Source organism: Nocardia sp. NBC_01009 (genome assembly GCF_045208035.1).
Taxonomy (GTDB): domain Bacteria; phylum Actinomycetota; class Actinomycetes; order Mycobacteriales; family Mycobacteriaceae; genus Nocardia.
In genome coordinates, this window is record NZ_CP108695.1 from 7265510 (window position 1) to 7284508 (window position 18999).

General features: G+C 63.4%; 17 protein-coding genes. 4 read left to right on the top strand and 13 right to left on the bottom strand.

Annotation, left to right across the window (positions count from 1 at the left end):
• Positions 1 to 113: 113 nt before the first annotated feature.
• The 7 genes from OHA42_RS32735 to OHA42_RS32765 are packed head-to-tail and all read right to left on the bottom strand — an operon-like array spanning position 114 to position 7265.
• Complete coding sequence (locus tag OHA42_RS32735; RefSeq protein WP_406231664.1) at positions 114 to 2642, bottom strand: hypothetical protein; 2529 nt, start codon at positions 2640 to 2642, stop codon at positions 114 to 116.
• Positions 2642 to 2956: a hypothetical protein gene (locus tag OHA42_RS32740; RefSeq protein ID WP_406231666.1), complete on the bottom strand. Its 315-nt coding sequence runs from the start codon at positions 2954 to 2956 to the stop codon at positions 2642 to 2644. The genes OHA42_RS32735 and OHA42_RS32740 overlap by 1 nt, the downstream gene beginning before the upstream one ends.
• Before the next feature lie 34 nt (positions 2957 to 2990).
• A complete protein-coding gene (locus OHA42_RS32745) occupies positions 2991 to 3356 on the bottom strand; it encodes a hypothetical protein (protein ID WP_406231668.1) in 366 nt (121 codons plus the stop codon).
• 18 nt (positions 3357 to 3374) lie between these two features.
• A complete protein-coding gene (locus tag OHA42_RS32750) occupies positions 3375 to 4109 on the bottom strand; it encodes a hypothetical protein (RefSeq protein WP_406231670.1) in 735 nt (244 codons plus the stop codon).
• Complete coding sequence (locus OHA42_RS32755; RefSeq protein ID WP_406231671.1) at positions 4109 to 4450, bottom strand: hypothetical protein; 342 nt, start codon at positions 4448 to 4450, stop codon at positions 4109 to 4111. The genes OHA42_RS32750 and OHA42_RS32755 overlap by 1 nt, the downstream gene beginning before the upstream one ends.
• Complete coding sequence (locus tag OHA42_RS32760) at positions 4447 to 5928, bottom strand: PPE domain-containing protein (RefSeq protein ID WP_406231673.1); 1482 nt, start codon at positions 5926 to 5928, stop codon at positions 4447 to 4449. Before OHA42_RS32760 ends, OHA42_RS32755 begins: the two co-directional genes overlap by 4 nt.
• Positions 5929 to 5957: 29 nt before the next feature.
• On the bottom strand, positions 5958 to 7265 hold the full coding sequence (locus tag OHA42_RS32765; RefSeq protein WP_406231675.1) for a hypothetical protein: 1308 nt from the start codon (positions 7263 to 7265) through the stop codon (positions 5958 to 5960).
• 30 nt (positions 7266 to 7295) lie between these two features.
• On the opposite strand from OHA42_RS32765, the gene OHA42_RS32770 reads away from it, so the two are divergent.
• The 4 genes from OHA42_RS32770 (at position 7296) to OHA42_RS32785 (ending at position 10593) form a co-directional block, all read left to right on the top strand.
• Positions 7296 to 8078, top strand: a complete 783-nt coding sequence (locus tag OHA42_RS32770) for a hypothetical protein (RefSeq protein WP_406231677.1) — start codon at positions 7296 to 7298, stop codon at positions 8076 to 8078.
• The gene (locus OHA42_RS32775) at positions 8075 to 8461 is read left to right on the top strand and encodes a hypothetical protein (protein WP_406231678.1); all 387 of its coding nucleotides are present in this window, start codon (positions 8075 to 8077) and stop codon (positions 8459 to 8461) included. The genes OHA42_RS32770 and OHA42_RS32775 overlap by 4 nt, the downstream gene beginning before the upstream one ends.
• Positions 8462 to 9136: 675 nt before the next feature.
• Entirely contained in the window at positions 9137 to 9376 is a 240-nt protein-coding gene (locus OHA42_RS32780) for a hypothetical protein (protein WP_406231680.1), read from the top strand.
• Positions 9376 to 10593, top strand: a complete 1218-nt coding sequence (locus OHA42_RS32785) for a transglycosylase SLT domain-containing protein (RefSeq protein WP_406231682.1) — start codon at positions 9376 to 9378, stop codon at positions 10591 to 10593. The genes OHA42_RS32780 and OHA42_RS32785 overlap by 1 nt, the downstream gene beginning before the upstream one ends.
• A 67-nt stretch (positions 10594 to 10660) precedes the next feature.
• Here OHA42_RS32785 and OHA42_RS32790 read toward each other — a convergent pair whose 3' ends face one another.
• The 6 genes from OHA42_RS32790 to OHA42_RS32815 all read right to left on the bottom strand — a co-directional run bounded on the left by OHA42_RS32790 (position 10661) and on the right by OHA42_RS32815 (position 18996).
• The gene (locus tag OHA42_RS32790; protein WP_406231683.1) at positions 10661 to 11701 is read right to left on the bottom strand and encodes a C40 family peptidase; all 1041 of its coding nucleotides are present in this window, start codon (positions 11699 to 11701) and stop codon (positions 10661 to 10663) included.
• Positions 11702 to 12120: 419 nt separating this feature from the next.
• Positions 12121 to 13062 (bottom strand): hypothetical protein, encoded by a 942-nt coding sequence (locus OHA42_RS32795; protein WP_406231685.1) that lies wholly within the window; start codon positions 13060 to 13062, stop codon positions 12121 to 12123.
• Between the two features lie 69 nt (positions 13063 to 13131).
• The gene (locus OHA42_RS32800) at positions 13132 to 15708 is read right to left on the bottom strand and encodes a hypothetical protein (protein WP_406231687.1); all 2577 of its coding nucleotides are present in this window, start codon (positions 15706 to 15708) and stop codon (positions 13132 to 13134) included.
• Positions 15705 to 18236, bottom strand: coding sequence for an ATP-binding protein (locus OHA42_RS32805; protein ID WP_406231689.1), 2532 nt, complete (start codon positions 18234 to 18236; stop codon positions 15705 to 15707). The genes OHA42_RS32800 and OHA42_RS32805 overlap by 4 nt, the downstream gene beginning before the upstream one ends.
• On the bottom strand, positions 18236 to 18739 hold the full coding sequence (locus OHA42_RS32810) for a hypothetical protein (RefSeq protein ID WP_406231691.1): 504 nt from the start codon (positions 18737 to 18739) through the stop codon (positions 18236 to 18238). The genes OHA42_RS32805 and OHA42_RS32810 overlap by 1 nt, the downstream gene beginning before the upstream one ends.
• On the bottom strand, positions 18736 to 18996 hold the full coding sequence (locus OHA42_RS32815) for a hypothetical protein (RefSeq protein ID WP_406231693.1): 261 nt from the start codon (positions 18994 to 18996) through the stop codon (positions 18736 to 18738). The genes OHA42_RS32810 and OHA42_RS32815 overlap by 4 nt, the downstream gene beginning before the upstream one ends.
• Positions 18997 to 18999: the final 3 nt, after the last annotated feature.

Genomic DNA, 18999 nt, shown 5'->3' on the forward strand with positions numbered 1-18999 from the left:
TTGTCAACCCTTCCCGCAGTTGGGAAGAATTGACCAACCTCAGCAGCTAGTGCCGAATGGTCCTACTCGCCTGCACCACGACAACTTTCGAGGTCCACAGCGATTCATTTGCCTCAACGACCGGGCCCAGCGGTGATCGTCGGCCGTCGGGGTGCGCGATGCGCATCCGGTGCCGGCCCGCGCGCCGCCGCCTCGTCGAACGACGGGTGCCCAACCAACTGTGTATGCGCGTACATCGCATCCCGCAGGCCTTGTCGGGTAGGCGAATTCTCCAGCAGCAGTACGAGTTCGTCGCAGCGGCGCTCGAACACCATCCCACGCAGCGCGCTCGACTCCGAGAGCGATCGAGCGTCGGAATGTTCGGATCGGAGCTCACCCAATGCGACCCGGGACACATCGACCCGCCGCGACAGCATCGACGCCGCCAACAGATCGTCCGCATCACGCAGTTCCTCCCACCAGTCCCGAGATACCGGCTTCCCCTGCCGCACCGCGGTGAGGATGCGCTCGCGCACCGCGGGCGCGTCGAGCGCGTGCACAGATCCCAGTCCCGCCTTTCCGATTCGGACGTGCGCGTCCGTGGCCAGGTCGGCACAGCGCTTGCCGATGTCCGCCTCCGGCGTCGCGGCGGCTCGACTCACCAACGCGGGCGCCCCGACCAGGCCGAGGCGGTCGACCAGGCCCGTTCGTGGTGCGCTCAGGTCCATCGCCGACGAAGGCCCGACCTCCCCCTCCGATGGCACATCCCCGAGTTGGCGGCGCAAATTCGTGTCGATCGGTTCCGACGACACGACCGCGCTCAGGTGCGCACCGGACTTGCGGCCCCAGGCCAATCCGAATTCGGCAAGCACGCGCGCGGGATCCGAAACGCCTTCCCACGCGAATCCATCGGAAACCTCCCACACCCATGGCGTGGACACTTCACGTGGCAGATACAGCCCGGCAGGCAACCACCCGCGGCCCTCGTTCGACGTCACGAACGCGTTGATGCCACTCGGATGCCGCATCACCGACACCGACCACCCGAGTCCGATCGCCGAATCACCGACCGCCGCGAGAACGCCGCTGAGTATGGTGCGCGCCAGCACCAGATCGCCGTCGACGCGGCTGCCGAGCACAAATGCCGGAGCGGCCGAGGATGTCATCGCGGCACCGACGACGTCGCGCACCAATTCGTTACTGCCGCCTGCGTTCTCCGATTCACCATCCTGGTGCGGCGGTTCACGGTGCGGCGGCTGCGCTTTGCCAACAGGCGCGGCGTTTGCGGCGGCCGCGGCCGAGACCTTGGGTATGCCGGCGGCCGCCCGCGATTCGGCAGGAGCAGCCATCGCCGGGCGGGCCTGGTTCGACGACTGCGCGGCGGCGGCAGCGGCAGACGATGTACCGGATGAGCTAACGGAACTGGAGGCGCTCACGGAACTGGAGGCACTCCCGCCTGAAGTGGCGGAGGTCGTGATCGCGGGCCCGGCCTGAGCTGCCGCTGTCGGCATCGCCATCGGAACCGATGGCATTGCGGCCAGGTCGGCGGCGGGTCCGCTCACCGTTGCCGACGAATCGGGTGAAGATTCGGCATCGGTGCCGGAAGCGGTTGCCGCTGCGGACTTTTCGTGCGTCCCGCTCTCTGCGGCTGCCTTCCTGACCTCAGACTCGCTGTCGTCCTCGACGGTGCCGCGCCCATGATCGGCGGGGGCTTCCTCCACCGACGACGGCCGCGATGGTCCGAGGCCCGCTGTGGCGCCCGAATGATCACCCTGTGCGACGCCTGGCGTATAGACCGCGCCGGTCGTCGTATCGCCGGGCGAGGAGCTGGATGGTGGCAATGCTGTCGACGCCGGCAGCACGGGGCCACCGTCCGCCGGGGTGCGACCGGGCCTTTCCTCGAGTTCCCCTGGGTCGGTCGTCGGCAACGGCAAGCCGACCTGATCGGTTTCCGGCCGACCTACGATGCCATCGAGCGACGGTAATGGTGCCGACGGTAACGGCACGACGCCGTCGGCACCGGGATGATGCGGCAGCTGGCCGTCATGCCGCGGGCGGGAGTGATCCTTCGCAGGCCGATGCCCTGGACCATGGCCGGAGGTACTGGGATCGCCATGACCCCAAGGACCTGGCAGCCCAAGGGCTTTGGTGATGTCGTCCAGGCTGGGCAGGCCGTCCGGACTTATCGATTGCGACGCGGTGCGTACAACATCCTTGACCTCGGCTTGCGCCTCGGAAATGATGGCGGGTATCCGCGCGCGGATGGCCGCGGCGTCGGATTCCTCCTTCTGTTCGGCGGCTTTGTGCGACATCTTGTGGATCTTCGCGGTCGCGCGATCGACAATGTCCAGAATCTGATTCCTGGTCCGGTACACCAGATCAGCAAAATCCCCGTAGGTGTTCGCGGCCGCGTTGAGCGCATCCGCGAATGCCTGCGCCGTGCCCCGCCTGCGGAGCATCTCGTCCTTGACCGTTTGTAGTCCCTTGCTCGAGATCACCTGATCATCGAAAGCGCGGCGCTTGGCTTCCGCGTCGAGAAGGTCGAGTGCGGCAGCTCCTTCGCGCGCGGTCCGTTCGAGCGCACGCCAATTCTCCGGTGAGATCGCAGGCCAGTTGTCGCCGACGATCGCATTCCAGTACGGGCTGCTCCGGTCCGGATCCATCAGACCTCGAGCCGGCGGACCCTCGCGCCATTCGCATTGTCGTGGGAGGTCAATGCGTTCACCATGTACGCGGCACGTCCCGCAGTCTCCGGCGCATGCTTCCCGCTGGCAGTAACGGCCTCGCACAGCGGAGTCTTGATCCAGGTTTCGTCTGTCGCGACGAGTTGGAAGTCGAGCGCCGACTCGGGACGGCACGGTAACGCCATGTCCTTGACGAACGCAGCGACTTGGCCGGTGACGGTGGCAATGGCTTCCGCGAAGGCGACGGCCGCCGCCTTCGCCTCATGTGTGTCGCCGATGTGCAGCGTCGTCATATCGGTGTCCTGTCTGCGTGAAGGCTGAACTTGTTCAGGAGTTGGTTCTGCCGAACGCCTCGTTCTCCATGGCCCGGTACGCCGCTTCGGTCGGGAGGTCGAACGAGTCGATCGTGTAGGACTTCGTCCCCTTGAATTCCATCTCGGTCCGCAGCCCCACCCGCGACTTCGCATGCGCCAGTCGCGCGCACCGGAGGATCTCGGCACCCAACCAGACGTCACCGTTTTCGCGCGCCTCATCGGTGATGTGCAGACCGACGACCTCGCCATCCCGGTCGCAGGCGACACCGACGGTGTTATCGGGGTTGAGCACCTCGTAGGTCATGCTCCGCCAGTCCGGTTCCCCGGCGCCTGCTTCGGCATCGTCGAGGTCGACGTCGTCCGAGTACATGTTGTTCATCGACTGTCTCCGAGATCGTTAGGCAGGTTGGGATCTGTAGGCGTAGTCCGAAGGCGGTCCGGCAGGATCGCCTTCCGGGCCTTCAAGGCGTGTCGCGAGCGCGGACCACGCGTCATCCTTGATGGACATGACGTGGCTCAGCGGCCAGAACCGAGCGCCGAGATACATCTCCCCCGTGCCGTCGGCGTCCACATCCAGGTGATCAGGTCCGTCGCTTGCGGGGTTGAGGGTGACAGACGTCAGTGGTGGACGGGTGTCGTCGACATTGAGGATGGTCGCGCCGCCGCCGGGGATGAAACTCTGGCGCAGTCGTTGGCTGTTGCCGATCACCACGTCGGCGCTGTTGGTTGTGATGGTGACCTCTGGGTTCAACATCAGCTGCATTACCCAGGACCTCGCCGCTTCCGCGGGACGGTCGGCATTGATTGCGATGGTGAGAGTAGTCGCCAGGTCGACAACGAGCAGCGTCTGCGCGGTCGTGACACCGACGATGACCAATCGCTTCGCCGTGCCGACGGGGTGCGGCAGGTCATCAGCGGCGTAGGACATCACATCCGCGCCCGCACCGCCTCCGGTCGCAGGATGCGCGTTGACGGTACCGGTCGCCACATCGATCGTGTAGGCGACGATGATCTCGGATGACTGATCGGCGACCCCGGCCAGCCGCACGAGACCCTCCTCGTGCAGCCATCGCACCGTGTCGGCGACGGTGACCTCGGGGACAGCCCCCGCCATCACGCTCGGCGTGGTCATTACGCCCGACCCGCCGCCGCGGCGGCCGCGGCGGCCTCGATCTCCTCGGGCGGAGTGTTCATGATGACCTGGTACTGGCGTGCCGCGTCAGCGGTGCTCTCGCGGATAGCGGCCATGACCTCGGCGACCAGTTCCGCACTGGTGAATCGAGCGGCGGTACCCGGAGCCACATAGAGATCGGTGAGCCTGCCCATCGCGTCCACCTCGGGGATGACCCCACCGCTCGGCGATGGTCGCCGAGCGCGGATGCTGTCGATCCGTTCGCGCATATCGGCGATCCGATGCCGAAGATCGCGGGCGGCGTCCAGCGCCGCCTGCACATCGGGGTGGATAGAACTCATGCGTTACCTCCGGATTGGGATGTGTTCTGGTTGCTCGGGCCCGGCGTCGGTGGCGTCACGGTCGGGGCGATGGTCGGCCGTTCGCCGATCACCAACTCGGTATGTTCTGTGTCGTCGACATACATCAGGCGGTCGGGATGCCACGCCACCACACGGCTGCGGTCGTTGTTGCTACCGCCACCCGCACCGCCCATGCCCGGAGACATCGGCATATAGGGCATCATCGGCGAGCCACCCGTCGCACCTCGAGCCGCACCCGAGGCCGCCGTACCGAGCGAATCCATCATCGGGGCGCGCGGCATGGCCGCTCCAGTAGCGAGCGGGCCTGTCACCGCGGGCAAGGGGCCTGCGGCGAAGGTCTGGATCTCCGGAGCATCCACTGCACCGAGACCTCCTCCTCCGCCGCCGCCACCACCACCGCCGCCCAGACCGCTGGGAATCCCGAGATCCGCGTAGTCCTCGTAGCCGTAGTCACCCAGGTCGTCGAAAGATCCCTGATCCTGCGCGTTCTGTCCCATGCCGGACATCGCGCTCATCAACGGCAGCAACGAGTTGAGCATGCTGTTATCGCTGCCGCCGCCGTTGTTGCCGCCGTTGTTGTTGCCGTTTCCGTTACCGGTACCGCTCCCCGGCCCGTCACCGGCGGGCAGCTTCTCCTCGACCTCGGCGACATATCCGGTGACAGTCTCCGCCGAGCGAGCGTTCTGTTCCTCGAACTTGGCCAGCGCCTTCTGAATCTTCGCCTGATTCTTCGAGCGGATCGCGGCGACGAGTTCCTTGCGCGCGCGCTTGATCTCCTCTGGTGTGGGGTGTTTGGCCTTCGCCCTGCGGAACGCGTTGCTATAGGTGTCGACGTCATCGGCCAGCGTTTTCATGCGAGTGCCGAGCTGATCCAGCTTGCCCCGGTGCCGGTCGAGCTCGGCGGCCGCCGCCGCACCCACCGGCTTCCAGTTCTGCATCATTCGCGCCGCGCCATCGACGAACTCGACGGCAACGGCGTAGGGGCCGCCGGCGAATCCTCGCACCGAGTCGGCGAACTTGGTCGCGTCGCCCGGCCCGGGACCATCGTGCAACTGTTCGGCGAACGTCAGCGGATCGACGGGGTCGCCACTCGAGGGGAACGACAACACCGGCGGGTCCTGCTGTTTGAATATATGCAACTCATCGACAGGATTGCGGACCAGCTCGCCCCCACTGCCGTTCACGAGGCGAGCGCCCCGGTCGTTTTCCGTGCTGTAAGCCTCTGCCGCACGCCCGACCTTCTGCGCGGAGCGCTGAACATCGTTGAGCGCCGCCCGGATTCCGTTGAACACATCCGCCGTCGTTGCGTTGAGTGCCGGCACATGCTGCGACGAGATCGAATCGGTGCCCGCGGGCACCACCCAGCCACGAGGCAGCGCCGTCCCGATGTCACGCGCCATTCCGGCCACTTTCGATGCCTCGATAGCCAGTTGATGCACATCGACTTCGAGCGCCATCGCCGCCTCCTCTCCCGCCCGTCGCTCGATCAGCCCGCGGCGACGGCCGGCACCATCGCGCTCGCGGACTGATCGGCCGGCGCCGCCGTCGCGGGGGCGACCCCGCCGTCCGTCGGCGCGGTCACATCGATACCGCGCGGATGCGCGAACCCACTGAACTCACCGAAGTCGCCCGCAGGACGGGACTCTTCAGGTTTGCCGGGGTCACCCAGCTTGCCGGGTTCCCCTGGCATGCCGGATGCATCAGGCGTACCGAGTGCATCGGGTGTGCTCGGTGCACCAGGCGTACCCGGTGCACCAGGCGTACCCGGAGCCGCCGCATCATCATCGGACATCTGCATTGCGAACTGCACCAACTCGCCCCGGAGGATGGCCTCCAAGGTGCCGCCGTCGTCGGCGGGGAACACCACGAGCAGCGCCGTGCGGTCGCCACCCCAAATCGCCACATCGCCGGTTATCAGCTGGTACGGATCGACGCGCTCGCCGATCTGCTTGTTGTCGGTCCACTTGGCGGGCGTCTTCTCGTATGCCTTCTGCGCGCTGGTGGATTTGGCATTGCCGAACGCCGCATCGAGCGCCTGCGCCACAATCGGCGAGACCTTTTGTGTACGACCGTCTTTGTACGTGTACAGCACCATTCCGTCGTCGCCAGGTACGCGCGCGGGCGGGCCACCAGCAGGCTGTTGGGAGTCGGCACCGGGCTGCGGCGTCGTATTCGTCGCAGGCTGCACAGTCGCCGGAGCCGCCGTGGCAGGCGGAGCCGCGGCCGCAGGCGGCGCGACCACAGCCGCGGGCGGGTACAGCTCGTCGCGGTAACGAGGGTCGAGCTCGTCGCGCCGATTGTTCAGATCCTGGTCGGCCATATTCCGCATCATCGCCTGCTGCATCATCATCGGCAGCATCTGGCCCATTATGTCGCCCATACCGCCGCCTATGCCGGACCCGCCAGGGTAGCCCGCCTGCATCGCGCCCGGAGACGTCGGAGAGTTCGTTCCCGGGAGATTGCCGACCCCACCCGGGGAGGTCGGGTCGGTGCCCGGTGGATAATCAGTTCCGGGAGTCGAGGGGTCGTCGAGTCCCGGGGGGTCGAGTCCAGGGTCGTCGAGTCCAGGAAGTTCGATATTCGGGTCGAGAGGCGGTGGGTTCGTTCCCGGCGGAGTGGGGGTCACCGGCGGGTAGACCGGGGGGTTGGCCGACAGCCGCTTGAGCTCATCTTCCAGCTTCTTATTCGCGTCCAAGAGATCTTGGTACTTCTTCATATCGGCGGTGTTCTGGTCGATAGCTCCGCCGACTTCAGAGGTGGCCGCTTTCGCCTTGTCGAGCGCGGCCTTTGCCAAGTCCGTCGCCGTTATCAGATAGTTCCAGATATGATCGTCGATCTTGATAACACCCTCGACAACGCCAGCTGGAACCGTTGGCGCGGCGTCGCAGACCTTTTCCACTACAAGGTTCAATTCCTTCTGTCCCGTTTGGCCGATCAAATCAGTCTTCTTCATCAGCTCGGGCAAGTTCTTGCCAGACTCGTGGAGAAGTTGGAATTTCCGCTCCAGTTTCCCCGCGACAGTGGCGTAGGACTCGAAATGGGCCGCTTCGACATCCTTTACCTGAGGCACGACCGGCATCGTCGGGGGCGGCGTTTTGGAGTCCTTGCCCATACTGTTGTACCAGCCGAGGAATTCTCGGTGCACATCTTTGTATATTTGCTGAGTGTATGTTCCGAATTGATATTGCTGCGGATATATTCCATCTCTTACACCAGTTTGTATCACACCCAGATCAGGGATGAGCATTCGATACATCTCCATCGAACGACCCCCTATGCCGGCGCGAGACGGTCTTCAGGCTTCTTCAGGGGCGCGTTCGGTATCGGACCGACACCGCCCTCGTTCGTAGATTTCGAAGAAGAAGAATCAAGCCATGTCACTGGCAAAACCTTGGGCCACACCTTCGCCGGAGCAGCGGGGGGTGAACCATCAAACATCGAATGGCTATACAAATTGTTGGCTACCGCAGTACCGACACTAGATGTAAAAGCACCCAAGCCCAAGCGAGGCATCGAATTTGTCGCCATGAAGTTCAGCGCTTGCCGCGTTGTCGCAAGTCCGCCTGCGCGCGCCGCCATGCTGGCCCCCGCATCTCCAACGCTGTGAAGGAGCCCCCTGACCCCGCCGCCCGCCAAACCGCCCGGTATAGCCCCGGCCAGTCCGCCGATTACTGCAGCCTCGCCTGCTTCGGAAAAAGCATCCCCGAGACCCTTGCCATTAATCAGGGCTTCGCTGCCAGCCCACAGGCCGCTCACCGCACCACCGACGAGCGCGCCACCGACCGGGCCGCCGAAGAAGAAGCCGACACCGCTCGCCGCACCCGTCACAACAGTCTGAAGGGCATCCTCGATATCGAACTTGATACCGAACATCTTCATTCGATCACCTGCCTGGACGATGCGGATGGCCACCTACCGGCCCAATTGTCGGTGATTCCCAACGATGGGAAGGTCCGACCTGGCCGACTCGGCGAGGATAAGTGGTCGTGACGTGCACGAATTGCCCTGTCCGTCACGCGGTTCCCAGCCACAGACTATGAGGAGTACCGGATGAACCACGTCCGGCGCCCGCCACGCGAGCACCCAGCGTCGCCGAATGCCGGACTGTCGCATGCGGCAAACACTGGACGGTGGGTCGTGACCAGCATGGAGATGCCCCCACCCGTGGCAGCACCGCCAGCACCGGTCGCGCATCCTGCCACAGCAGCGCCACCATCGGCTGGATGGGCGACTCACGATCGGGCACCCGAGCCCGAACTCTTGATCGACTTCGACATGGTCGTGAAGGCACTGTCCGCCGCCGTGATGCCAGGACCATGGCGATGGACGCGCTTCCGATGACCGCCTCCGCCCCGGCCGGGCTGCTCGGTGGCGGCGACTGTAGTGGCGCGTCGGGTGCGCAAACCCAGGCTGGGCCACTCTCGCCGGAATCCCAACATGCACTGGAAGTCTGCCGCTACATCGCCACCGTCACCAGCACCAAATATAATCGACAAGAAAACCGTCGTCGGACTGATCCACGAGGTCGACGTAGCAGTCACCGGACTCGGGCCGCAAATCCACTGCAAATACCTGTACGACATCCACAGAGAGAAATGCATACCCAGCGCATTCACACTCCGAACACAAACAACGGGCGGCACAATGCGAGAATGGATCCAACAGGTGATCGCCGTTCACGCGACTAATGGCTATCATGTCAGGAAGATCGATAAAGAAGCTATTGCGATCAGCGTGAAGCAGAGCACCGGACCAGCTTTCGAAAACCATGCGCTGAACAACATCTACGATCCGGTCCACAATATCGCCGCAGGCGTCGGATGCGCCGTCAACCGCGACCGTTCGGTCGGCAATATGCCCGATGTCCTGGCCGTTCGCGCCGGCCTCCTGAATGTGCCGCACTGATGCCGACGCCGAATCGGGATTCGCTGGAGCCCGGCACAGATGAGGCCCGTGACGCTCGCGTGAGCGCGACGACCACGGCGCCTCGGCGTCCTACGAAGAAAACCGCACGCCACAATCAAGCCAAGATCCCGCCGCCGGTACCGACACCGGCAGCGACCTCCGCCGCACCCGCGCCCCCGGCAACAGCCACCGCACGAGGACCACTTCCCCCGCTGGCTGCCGACTCATCCACTAGCACAACAGGATCGACTTCCTCTGCGCGACCCGATGCGGCCGCGTGGGCCGGAGCCCCCGCCATCGCGGCCCCCGCGCTGGGAGCGATCGCCGCGATCGCCGCCCAATACGGCGACGGCGCTCCCACCGCCGACACCGGGCAGACCGACCGCCCACCGGACATCTCGGATGGACGCCCGACCGGGCCGGTGGCGTGGGATGGCATGACCGGATCGCAGTACGCGGCGAACAACCACAACACCGCTGGAAAAGTCGATGCCACGCAAGCGCTGAACACTGAACTCGGACGCATCCTCGACGGTGCCGTCGACAACACCGTCCAAGGGCGCGCGGCCATGGGGTCGATCATCGCCGAGGTCAATACCGCACTGACTGCATTGGGCAGCGTCCAAGACACCGCGGCAGGCCGCAACCTTCTGATCGCCACCTTGGGCAACGCGTTGCACCGTGCCGGAAATGTTCTCGGACAAGGACAGGCGGCAGCGGCGATCACCGCCGACCGGGTCGCCGCCCTGGCCGACCGATATATGAAGGATTCGCGCCCGGCCAGACCACGCCCGGCGCGGCGCGCATCCCATCCCGATACGCGCGGCCCCCGCAGCGGACCACCGCGCACCCGGCCCGCCGGGCAGCAGGGGCAATGGATCAACGAGGCCATGCAGATCCTGCGTCAAAACGGCTACGACACACGTCAGATTGATCCCGCCGACATTGCCGCGATCATCCAGCACGAGTCCGGCGGCAATCCGAATGCGATCAACCTGTGGGACAGCAACGCCGCCGCCGGGATCCCGTCGAAGGGTTTGATGCAGACCATCGACCCGACCTTCAACTCCTATGCGTTGCCCGGGCATCGCGACATCTGGAATCCGGTCGACAACATCATTGCCGGCGTGCGCTATTCCATCGACCGTTACGGCTCGGTCAGCAATGTGCCGGGCATCGTGCAGATGCGCAGCGGCGGCGGCTACGTCGGATACTGACTCGGATTGCCCTGCGCCGTAGGCGGTTACGTCGATCCGCACCGGCTACCGAATCGCTGGATCTTCGCTACTGCGTCCAACGGGTGGCACGGAAGTTATTGGGCAAGGGGACCGTGCCGATAGGCACTCTGGGGTTGGACGCCGCAATGCATTGGCCGTTCCCGATGTACATGATGACGTGCCCGGGTAGTCCAGACGACTCGAACGAATCCGCTGGGAAGATCAGGTCGCCAGGCTGAATATCCGCCGGGTTGACCTGGGGCAATAGCCGATACTGATCCTGTGACACCCGAGGCAGCTGGACACCGGCGGCAGCAGCGGCATATTGCATCAGGCCGGAGCAATCGAAGGAATTCGGTCCCTCGTCGCCCAGCACATAGGGCTTCCCGGTCTGGGCCAGCGCAACTTGGATCGCCCGTTGCGCCGCAGCCGAGCCGCCGGCGCTCCCAGCCACTGGTGTGTAATTTTTGCCTGCGAGGTTGTAGATGTACTGCTTGCTGAGCTCGTTGATGGCGTTGGCGGTGTCGGTGGCGTTGGTGTTGCCGCCGGAGACGATGGTTTGGGCTTTTTGCAGTGCGGCGGTGAGGATTTGGCGGACTTTTTGCTGGCCTTGTTTGGTGTAGGCCTGTGGTCCGAGTTCGGCGAGTGCGACGTTGACTTCCCGGATCAGTCCGATGACGGCTTTCTTGTCGACTTTGTTGGTGCCCGCGATTTTGGTGACGTAGTTGAGGAGTTGGTTGTCGAGGTTGTTGAACGCGGTCGCGGCGGTGCGCTGATACAGCCGCCGTGCTTTGACCGAACCGGAGGTTTTGCCGGTGCCGGTTTTGCTGCTGGGGGTGACGCCGAGTTCTTTGCGGAGGGCTTTGATTTCGGGGTCGGTGGTCTCACCGTCGCCGTAAACCTTGGCGAGCTTGTGGAGGACTTCGAGTGCGTGTTGGGATTCCGGGGACAGTTGTCCGGTGGGGGTTTCCGCGACCGGCGCGGCTCCTCCTCCGCCGCCGCCACCACCGCCGCCGAGTAGCCCGGCCAGGGCGGAGGCGATCATGGGGAGCGCGGACATGGCCATGGTCCCGGCCATCATCGCGGCGGGCATGGCCTTCTCGACCATGTCGGCGTCGATCAACGGTTCGGGCGGGGGAGCTTGATCGTGGGTTGCGCGACCACCCGAGGGCGGTGCGGCAGCAGGGGCCGCGGCGGGGGCGGGTGGGGCCGCGGCAGGCGCAGACTGACCAGGTGGCGGTGTATTCGGTGGGGCGCTGCTGGGGGGTGCGGTGGCGGGTGTACCAGGCTTCACACCACCCTGACCAGGCGCTCCCAACGGTGTCTCGTTGCGACCCGGCGGCGTCGTCACACCCGGTTGCGTCGGATTGATCGGTGCACCAGGCGCGACCGGCGCGCCTAGACGCGGACGGCCCTGTTTGTGCCCCGTTTGCGCCGACCACGGCGTAACCGGACCAGACGACCCATTTTCCCCGTCTTCTTCGCCGCCGACCTCGGAATCCGGTTGCGGCCACACTTCCGTACTCGTCACACTCCGCCTCCCAGCACCCGCTTTGCGCGGACATCGTTCGCGGTCGGCATCGACTGCTGCACGAACCTTCCGGATATCGGATCGATCGTGACGAGCTGGGTACCGCCGGTGGCGACGCCGACGTGCGTCGGTGCGCTGTCACGGTAGTCCCAGAAAATCAGATCTCCCGCCGACACCGCGGACAGATCCACTCGCTGACCACACACACCCTGCTCCGCAAGAGCATTCGGCAGGGTCACAACGGTTCCGGTGATCGGTCTGCCGCACGCCTCTGCGGCGGCCCCGGTACTTTGCGCCGAGCCTCCCCCAGCCAAGGGAGCCACCGGAGCACTCGGCGCGGATGCGAGTCCGACGGATCGTTCGCAGCGACCGGTCAATGCTGCGGCCGATGCCTGATAGATCAGCGACCTCGTCATCGCGGCGGAATCGATCGGACCGGTCGAACCATCCGAACCCGCCCCGCCGACAACACTCGATGCGGACAGCCCGCCGAGAGCCAGTTCGCGAGCGCACTCGGCAGCCACACCGTCATTGCCGGTCAGCAGTGGCTCGAGCTGATAGGGCGCGGACTTCATCGCCGAGACACACGCGCGCTGCCAGGCGGAGGCGTTGGTGTCATCGGACGCGATCGTCAGCTCCGCGTAAGGATTGGTCGTCGGCGCCGCGGAAGTGCTCGTGCCGCTGCTGGATCCGCTTGCCCGTGGTCTATCCCGGGCCGGGGCGGGGACTGCCACCGTCACGGTGTTCGCCGGGTCCGGGCCCACCGCACTATCGCATTGGTAATACAGATCGGCGGAAGCGGGCGAGTTTATGGCACTGACCACGAGGACTACCGCCATGGCCAGCACCGTGAAGCCGGTGGAGGCGAACGCCAACAGTACGACCGCCCAGCCCGGAAGAACCCAGAGGCTGACGAGACGAACAACGAACGATGTCACGGACCCTCGTCCACGTCGGCGTCCGGCAGCAGCGAACCCGATTATACGAAGACTGGGCAGCCTCATCGATCACCGACCGCGAAGATGGGGATTCTTGCGCATCATCTCACCGACCGCAGCCATCCGTATTGCATGTTTGGACTTTTCATCGTCGGTGAGGGGAGCTCTCCTGTCAGGGGGTGGGAGCTTGTCCCCTACCGATACGCCCTTCAGTCCCGCAGACAGCTGGCCGGCATCGAAGACCTCCCAACGTAGATCCCTGAAGAGCTGGCGATCTTCAGGAGTTTCCGTAAGTGTCGCGGAGGCCGTCGTTATCCTCCCTGCGTGACCCGAGTTAAGCCGCTTTTGGATTCGTACGGCATCCTCAGGGGTCATGTCGGATAGCCCCGCTAGGCTCAGCCGTGTCATGTCTTTGAGCGCGCCGTCAGTCGGAACCCCATGCTCATCTACCGTCCGATTAATCTTGCTGTTCCCCAAATCCGCCAAGGTTCGGATATGGCCCATTCTCTCCTCAGTACTCCAAGCGCCGTCACCGTCCCGATTCCAATATTGCTTGACGAAAGCCTCCTCATGAGGTTGGAGGTTGACCGAATAACCGTTCTCCCTGTTGTATGCAAATACCGCCTGTTCCAGCACCGAAAGGTTAGCCGCTGCCCGATAGTGCGCCAGACGCGAGTTGTCATCGTTATCAACAATGTTCTGAGCCGCCAGATGTGCCTGTTGCATCGCCGACGTCACGAAGCCGAGATGCTCGAATTGATAGGCACCCTCATTCGCGTTCGCCATGGCGACCACCCAGGCGTGCTGACCCGCATCAACCATATCCATGTCACGCCATTTCGCGCCTAAGAACGCTCCGGGAACGTCGGCCAAACCGCCATCCCTGTCGAGAACTCCCCGAATACCCGACGCAACACCTCTCATGGTTTCCTTGCCACCGAATACAGTGAAATTCCCGCGAGCAGCATCGGCAAACACGTTCCATTTCCGCATAGATTGCCGGTTCGACATCTCCCACGATGGATCGCCCACATACTTCAGCTTCTCCCTGCGCTGCTTAGCCTCCTCCCTCGAGCCCCTCCTCAAGAAGCCTGGGTTGCCCATGATATTTTGCATCAATATCGAGCCGCCGAGCGTATTGACGTCACTGTTGATCCGAGAGAGCAACCCTGGGTGCGCTTTACCCGCAGCACCGGACGTCCCCAACCCCAAGGCCGTTCCGCCGCCTCCGCCACCACCGGAGCCTTGGGCTGCAAGCCCGAACCAATTCGCCACCTTGGCGCTACCCCTGTCGAAGTTCTCCTTCATATCGTTGGACATTTTGTTGAAGATGACCTCGACTGCCGTCGCCAGAAGGATAACCATTATGACCTGCCCGTTAGCCTGTTGAAATACGGCATTGAGGACAAGCATTTGGAGGCCGAGAAGCCCGCAGATCGCTCCCACCTTGAATCCAGCGAAAACGGAGTGGACGAGGCTCTTGATCAGTAGGTTCTGCGCACCGTAAATCAGCCCGAACGAAAGAAATCCAACCGCCGCAACAAAAGAGTGGGCAATCGCATAGAATACCAAGACGACGACTTGGAACAATCTCTTGACTCTGAAGATAACTTGCAGAATCGAGAGGAACAACATCAGAATAGCACCACCGAGCTGACCGAAAGTGGGATTCTGAGTGGCTGCATATGCAGCAGGATCACACGATTTCATGCCGCTTTTGATCCGGCCTTCATCTCCAGCCATCGCACCGGCCGACCACGCGGCTTTGCACGCCGGCCGGACATCCGTCACATGCCCGAAGTTAATAAACTGCAAAGGGAGCCGAATGAAATTATCGGCCATACTCTTTTGCATAGCGGCGATCAGCTGATCCGGATTTGGATTAGAATCACCATTCAACCCGGCCGCGACCTCGATACCTACATTACGACTCTGAGCAAGCACTCCGTTGGGCGAAATCACTTCACCGAGAGGATCAGCAAGGAATGTAGGTCCAGCAATAGCGACCAGGAACATCATCACGACCTGCATTGTCGCCCTTGCGTGTAGGCCCCTGATTATGGCATACGCGACAACACTACCGCCGACCGTTGCACACACAATGAACAGGACCGGAGTACCGATCACCGAGTTCAGATTATCGGATATCCTATGCAGTATCCCAGTGAACGGATCGAGAAACCGGAGTTCCATGACCAATCCCCAGCCCCAGATCCCGAGAACCTCGACGTTCACCCAGAACACCAGTACCGAACTGATCGAAAAATACAGAACGGAATTCAGCGGACTGAATATTCCACCGTGGTCGGAGGCGAACGGATAGTTCGCAACAGGTACGCCGGAGCTGTCCCGCACATTGGTCCAGCTGGCCCCGAGGTTGCTCGACGACGCCGTGGCCGTCCCAGTGCTCTGCGCGGTAGCGATCGTTATCGCACCGAAAATTCCGGGAAGCACGATCAAACCGAGGAAAATCCCGAGAACCCATGCCGTCCAGCGCCTACGACGAGTCGCGGCAACCCAGTTCCGTCCCCTGCGATACACCGCCCACGGAGTCCACTGCTCCGTATCCCAGTGCTCCCAGCGTCCTTGCGACCAATACACCCTGAAGGTCTGCAATCGAGAGCCCCGACCGCCGCTGCCGGTCATGAGACAGTCTGTCGTCGCGACAACTCGTTACGGCCGTCGCTGCCGCTGGTCGGCGTGCTGGTGATCGCGGCAGCCCGGTCGGGGCGGGCCGGCCCGAGCACCTTGCCGCGACCGATCCGGTTCAGCGCGTCACGCATGAACATCTCGCCGCGCCGCTCTTCGGGCACCTGACGTCCGGCACCAACCGGCGGGGAGGTCTCTTCTCGCAAGATCTGCAGCAGAAAAGGTGATTCATCCAGATCGACGCCGAGCCATTCCAAACTGTTGCGCGCCAGCGTTTCATCGCGCTGACGGAAGATGAACCGGTTCGGGATGAGATTGTGTGCCGCGCCTTGGAAGTCGGTGGCGGGATCGTGGGAGGCCAGGCCGATGGCGGCCAGGTGCTTACGACCGTCGCGGCTGAAGTCGGAGGTCACCGCGGAGCCGACCTGGGTCTGTGTGAAATGGTGCGCCTCGTCGCCGACCAGCAGTCCGAACCTGCCGTTGTCGCTGAGGAACGCCTCCCTCGCCGCGACGCCGACCAACTCGTAGAGCGCGGTGCCAAGTCGCTTTGTCAGTGGCAATCGGTTGTAGAGGTGCGGGGTGATGAGTTCCTCGGCTGTCGGCAATGCCAGGCCGTGGCTACGGACAACAGTCGCGGCGGCGGTGAGCCGCAGTGGTCGCAACTTGGGGTCGAAGAGCACCGGCATCCGGTCGACAATGGTGCCGAGCCGAGAAGCGAGGTCGGCATACTCCTCTGCGCTGCTCCCGGATTGGTCACGGAGCCGCTGGACGGTGTGGAAGAGATCGAGCAGGCTCCGAATGCCATGTTCGGCTATACCTTTGGGCGCCAGCAAGTTGCTGATCGCGGCGCCCGCGCCCGAGGTCGGCGACAGGTCGAGCAGCGGCAGAATCGAGTCCAGCGCGCGCTCGCCCGCGATCCGGGGATGGAACAGGCGCAACGGATCCAACGACACCGTCGGGTTCGACAGATCGATAACGACGGCGTCATCGATGGCGGACGCGAAATGTGCCCATTCACCCACCTGACTGCGGTCGATGGCGAGGAACTGGCCACCCATGTCGTGGACGAGCACCGCCATGAGCTTCAGGAAATACGACTTGCCCGAACCGAGTTCGCCGGTCACCGCGAATGACGCGGAGAAGTCGTGCAGCGCGGCCTCCATGATGCCGAAGTGGATCGGCTCGAAGTTGCCGGACATCAGATTGACCCCGATCACCGGACCGCTGTCGTCACCGATCTGGCTGGTGGTGAACGGGACGAACCCAGCCCACATGTCCGAGGGGATGATGTGCGCGAAGTCGTCGAAAGCCCGCCGAGGCGGGCTGCCGGGAACCAGCATCGACCACAGGTCGACCTGTGTGCCGACAGGCGCTATCATTTCGACCTGAAAACGCTTGTATCGGCGTTTCAGTGAGTTGACCGCGTCCATCGTGATCTCGCGCGTAGCGCCGCCGATGGCGATCACGGTGGTGAACGACACCTCCGACTCGCCGCTGTTCACCTCGAAATGCTGGTTGTACTCACCGAGCATCTGCGCCTTCGACGTCAGCGTATTCTGCGCGAACGAGATCTCCTGGTCCCGTTGATCCATCTGCTCACCGAGGCGCCGCAGGTTCAGCTCATTGTTCTTCAGCACTTGGTCAGCGGGCTTGATCGATACCCGCATCCCCCAGTCGATGGTGACGTCGGGAAACCCATCGAGGATGTTCAAGAATTCACTGCCGCCGGGAAACATCATGCCCCCGTACGGGAATGAATGCGGCGTGAGCATCGCCTGATAGGAAGGCCGATACTCGAAATCGGGCTGGACCACCTTGATCACCGGGATGAAAGACGGCCGGATCCGACGATTACTTTCGGCTTGCGCGCCTTCATCGAGTGCTGCGGAACGAAACACCGCCGCGGTCGCATCGTCGAGGACACCTGCTCGCGTGGGTGCGACCGGGTCGCCCGCCGCGCCACGCGACAAGTAGTGCTCCCACAACCACTGGAACAGCGCCGCAGGCACCGGGACCGGGACGAAGTCGCTACCGATTCGCGAGAGGATCTCATTCGCCTTCTCGTCGTAGCCGTCCAAGTCGGCGCGCGCGATCGCCGTCGCGTCGATCGTCGAGGTACTACCGCGCCACACCCGGGAAATCGCGGAGATCCCTGGATTGGTGGCGCCGACCGGGATCGAGAGCAAGAAGATCCGGGTCTGCGGCTCGATCGCGCGCACCCGCTCGAAGGAAGCGACCACTTCGTCGGCGTAGTCCTCGCATTCGTCGAGGTCGACTCCCTCCACCATCTTGGTCAGCACATCGAGTGTGTTGAGCCCCGCTTGAATACCGAGCAGCAGTGAACCATTCGGCAGGCTGTTGATCAGGGCGTGATGGGAGCTGCGCACGTCATGTTTGTCGGCGGCCTTGCGCAATCCGTAGCCGAGCGGGCTGATGAAATAGGTCGCGGTGACCAAGCCCGAATTGGTGAATTGCAGATTCCCGCGAATCGCCGCGGTGGGCTGCAAATCCCGTCCGAAGGCCATCAGTTCCGCCCTTCCGATGCCGCACGGGCATCACTACTGCCCGCCGCAACCAGCTCGAGTAACCGCGCATCCGCCATTACCCCGGGTGACGGCTCGATCGCCGATTGCCGGTTGGGCAGGACCAGGACTACCGATTCGTCGACGAACACGGCATCCCGCGCCGATTCGGCGTTGATCGGCATACCGGATGCAGACACAGGTTTACGAATGACAATCAGCCGAATCATCCACAGTGCCCGCGAAGTGATACGCACACCGGTGTAGGGCACCAACCCGATGGCGAAGACGATCACGATGCTGATGACCAGCCCCGTAGCGAATGTCACCGCAGGATTGACGGGAAAAGTCATGGCGAACACTGATGTCATGACTATCAGCACGATCGCGGCGGCGACCTGTGGCAAGGTGTACGGGCCGAACGGCAGCTTTTGCCCGTTCGTCGACTTGCCGATCACCGTGGGAACACGTTTGATCGGCGTGAACACCTTGATCACCTTGGTCACCGATAGCTGCCGATCGGATGGTCAGGAACAATAATGTTCGCGTCCGAACGCGCATAGTTGACGACCGTCGGCAAAATCCAGAACATAACCACCGCGATTATCCCCGATCCGACGACCCCGAGGACCTTGGGAAGGGACAGTTTCGAACTCGCCGCCACGGACACCAGCCAGAACATGATGATGATGGTCAGCGCGATGGTGCCTATCCAGCGAAACCACATCAGGAAGCTGTAGAGGATTATGCTGAAACTACCCATTGA

Coding starts and splice junctions, on each gene's coding strand:
- OHA42_RS32735 (WP_406231664.1), bottom strand. CDS start 2,642: ATGGATCCGGACCGGAGCAGCCCGTACTGGAATGCGATCGTCGGCGAC.
- OHA42_RS32740 (WP_406231666.1), bottom strand. CDS start 2,956: ATGACGACGCTGCACATCGGCGACACACATGAGGCGAAGGCGGCGGCC.
- OHA42_RS32745 (WP_406231668.1), bottom strand. CDS start 3,356: ATGAACAACATGTACTCGGACGACGTCGACCTCGACGATGCCGAAGCA.
- OHA42_RS32750 (WP_406231670.1), bottom strand. CDS start 4,109: ATGACCACGCCGAGCGTGATGGCGGGGGCTGTCCCCGAGGTCACCGTC.
- OHA42_RS32755 (WP_406231671.1), bottom strand. CDS start 4,450: ATGAGTTCTATCCACCCCGATGTGCAGGCGGCGCTGGACGCCGCCCGC.
- OHA42_RS32760 (WP_406231673.1), bottom strand. CDS start 5,928: ATGGCGCTCGAAGTCGATGTGCATCAACTGGCTATCGAGGCATCGAAA.
- OHA42_RS32770 (WP_406231677.1), top strand. CDS start 7,296: ATGATCGTCGATCTTGATAACACCCTCGACAACGCCAGCTGGAACCGT.
- OHA42_RS32785 (WP_406231682.1), top strand. CDS start 9,376: ATGCCGACGCCGAATCGGGATTCGCTGGAGCCCGGCACAGATGAGGCC.
- OHA42_RS32790 (WP_406231683.1), bottom strand. CDS start 11,701: ATGGTCGAGAAGGCCATGCCCGCCGCGATGATGGCCGGGACCATGGCC.
- OHA42_RS32800 (WP_406231687.1), bottom strand. CDS start 15,708: ATGACCGGCAGCGGCGGTCGGGGCTCTCGATTGCAGACCTTCAGGGTG.
- OHA42_RS32805 (WP_406231689.1), bottom strand. CDS start 18,236: ATGGCCTTCGGACGGGATTTGCAGCCCACCGCGGCGATTCGCGGGAAT.
- OHA42_RS32815 (WP_406231693.1), bottom strand. CDS start 18,996: ATGGGTAGTTTCAGCATAATCCTCTACAGCTTCCTGATGTGGTTTCGC.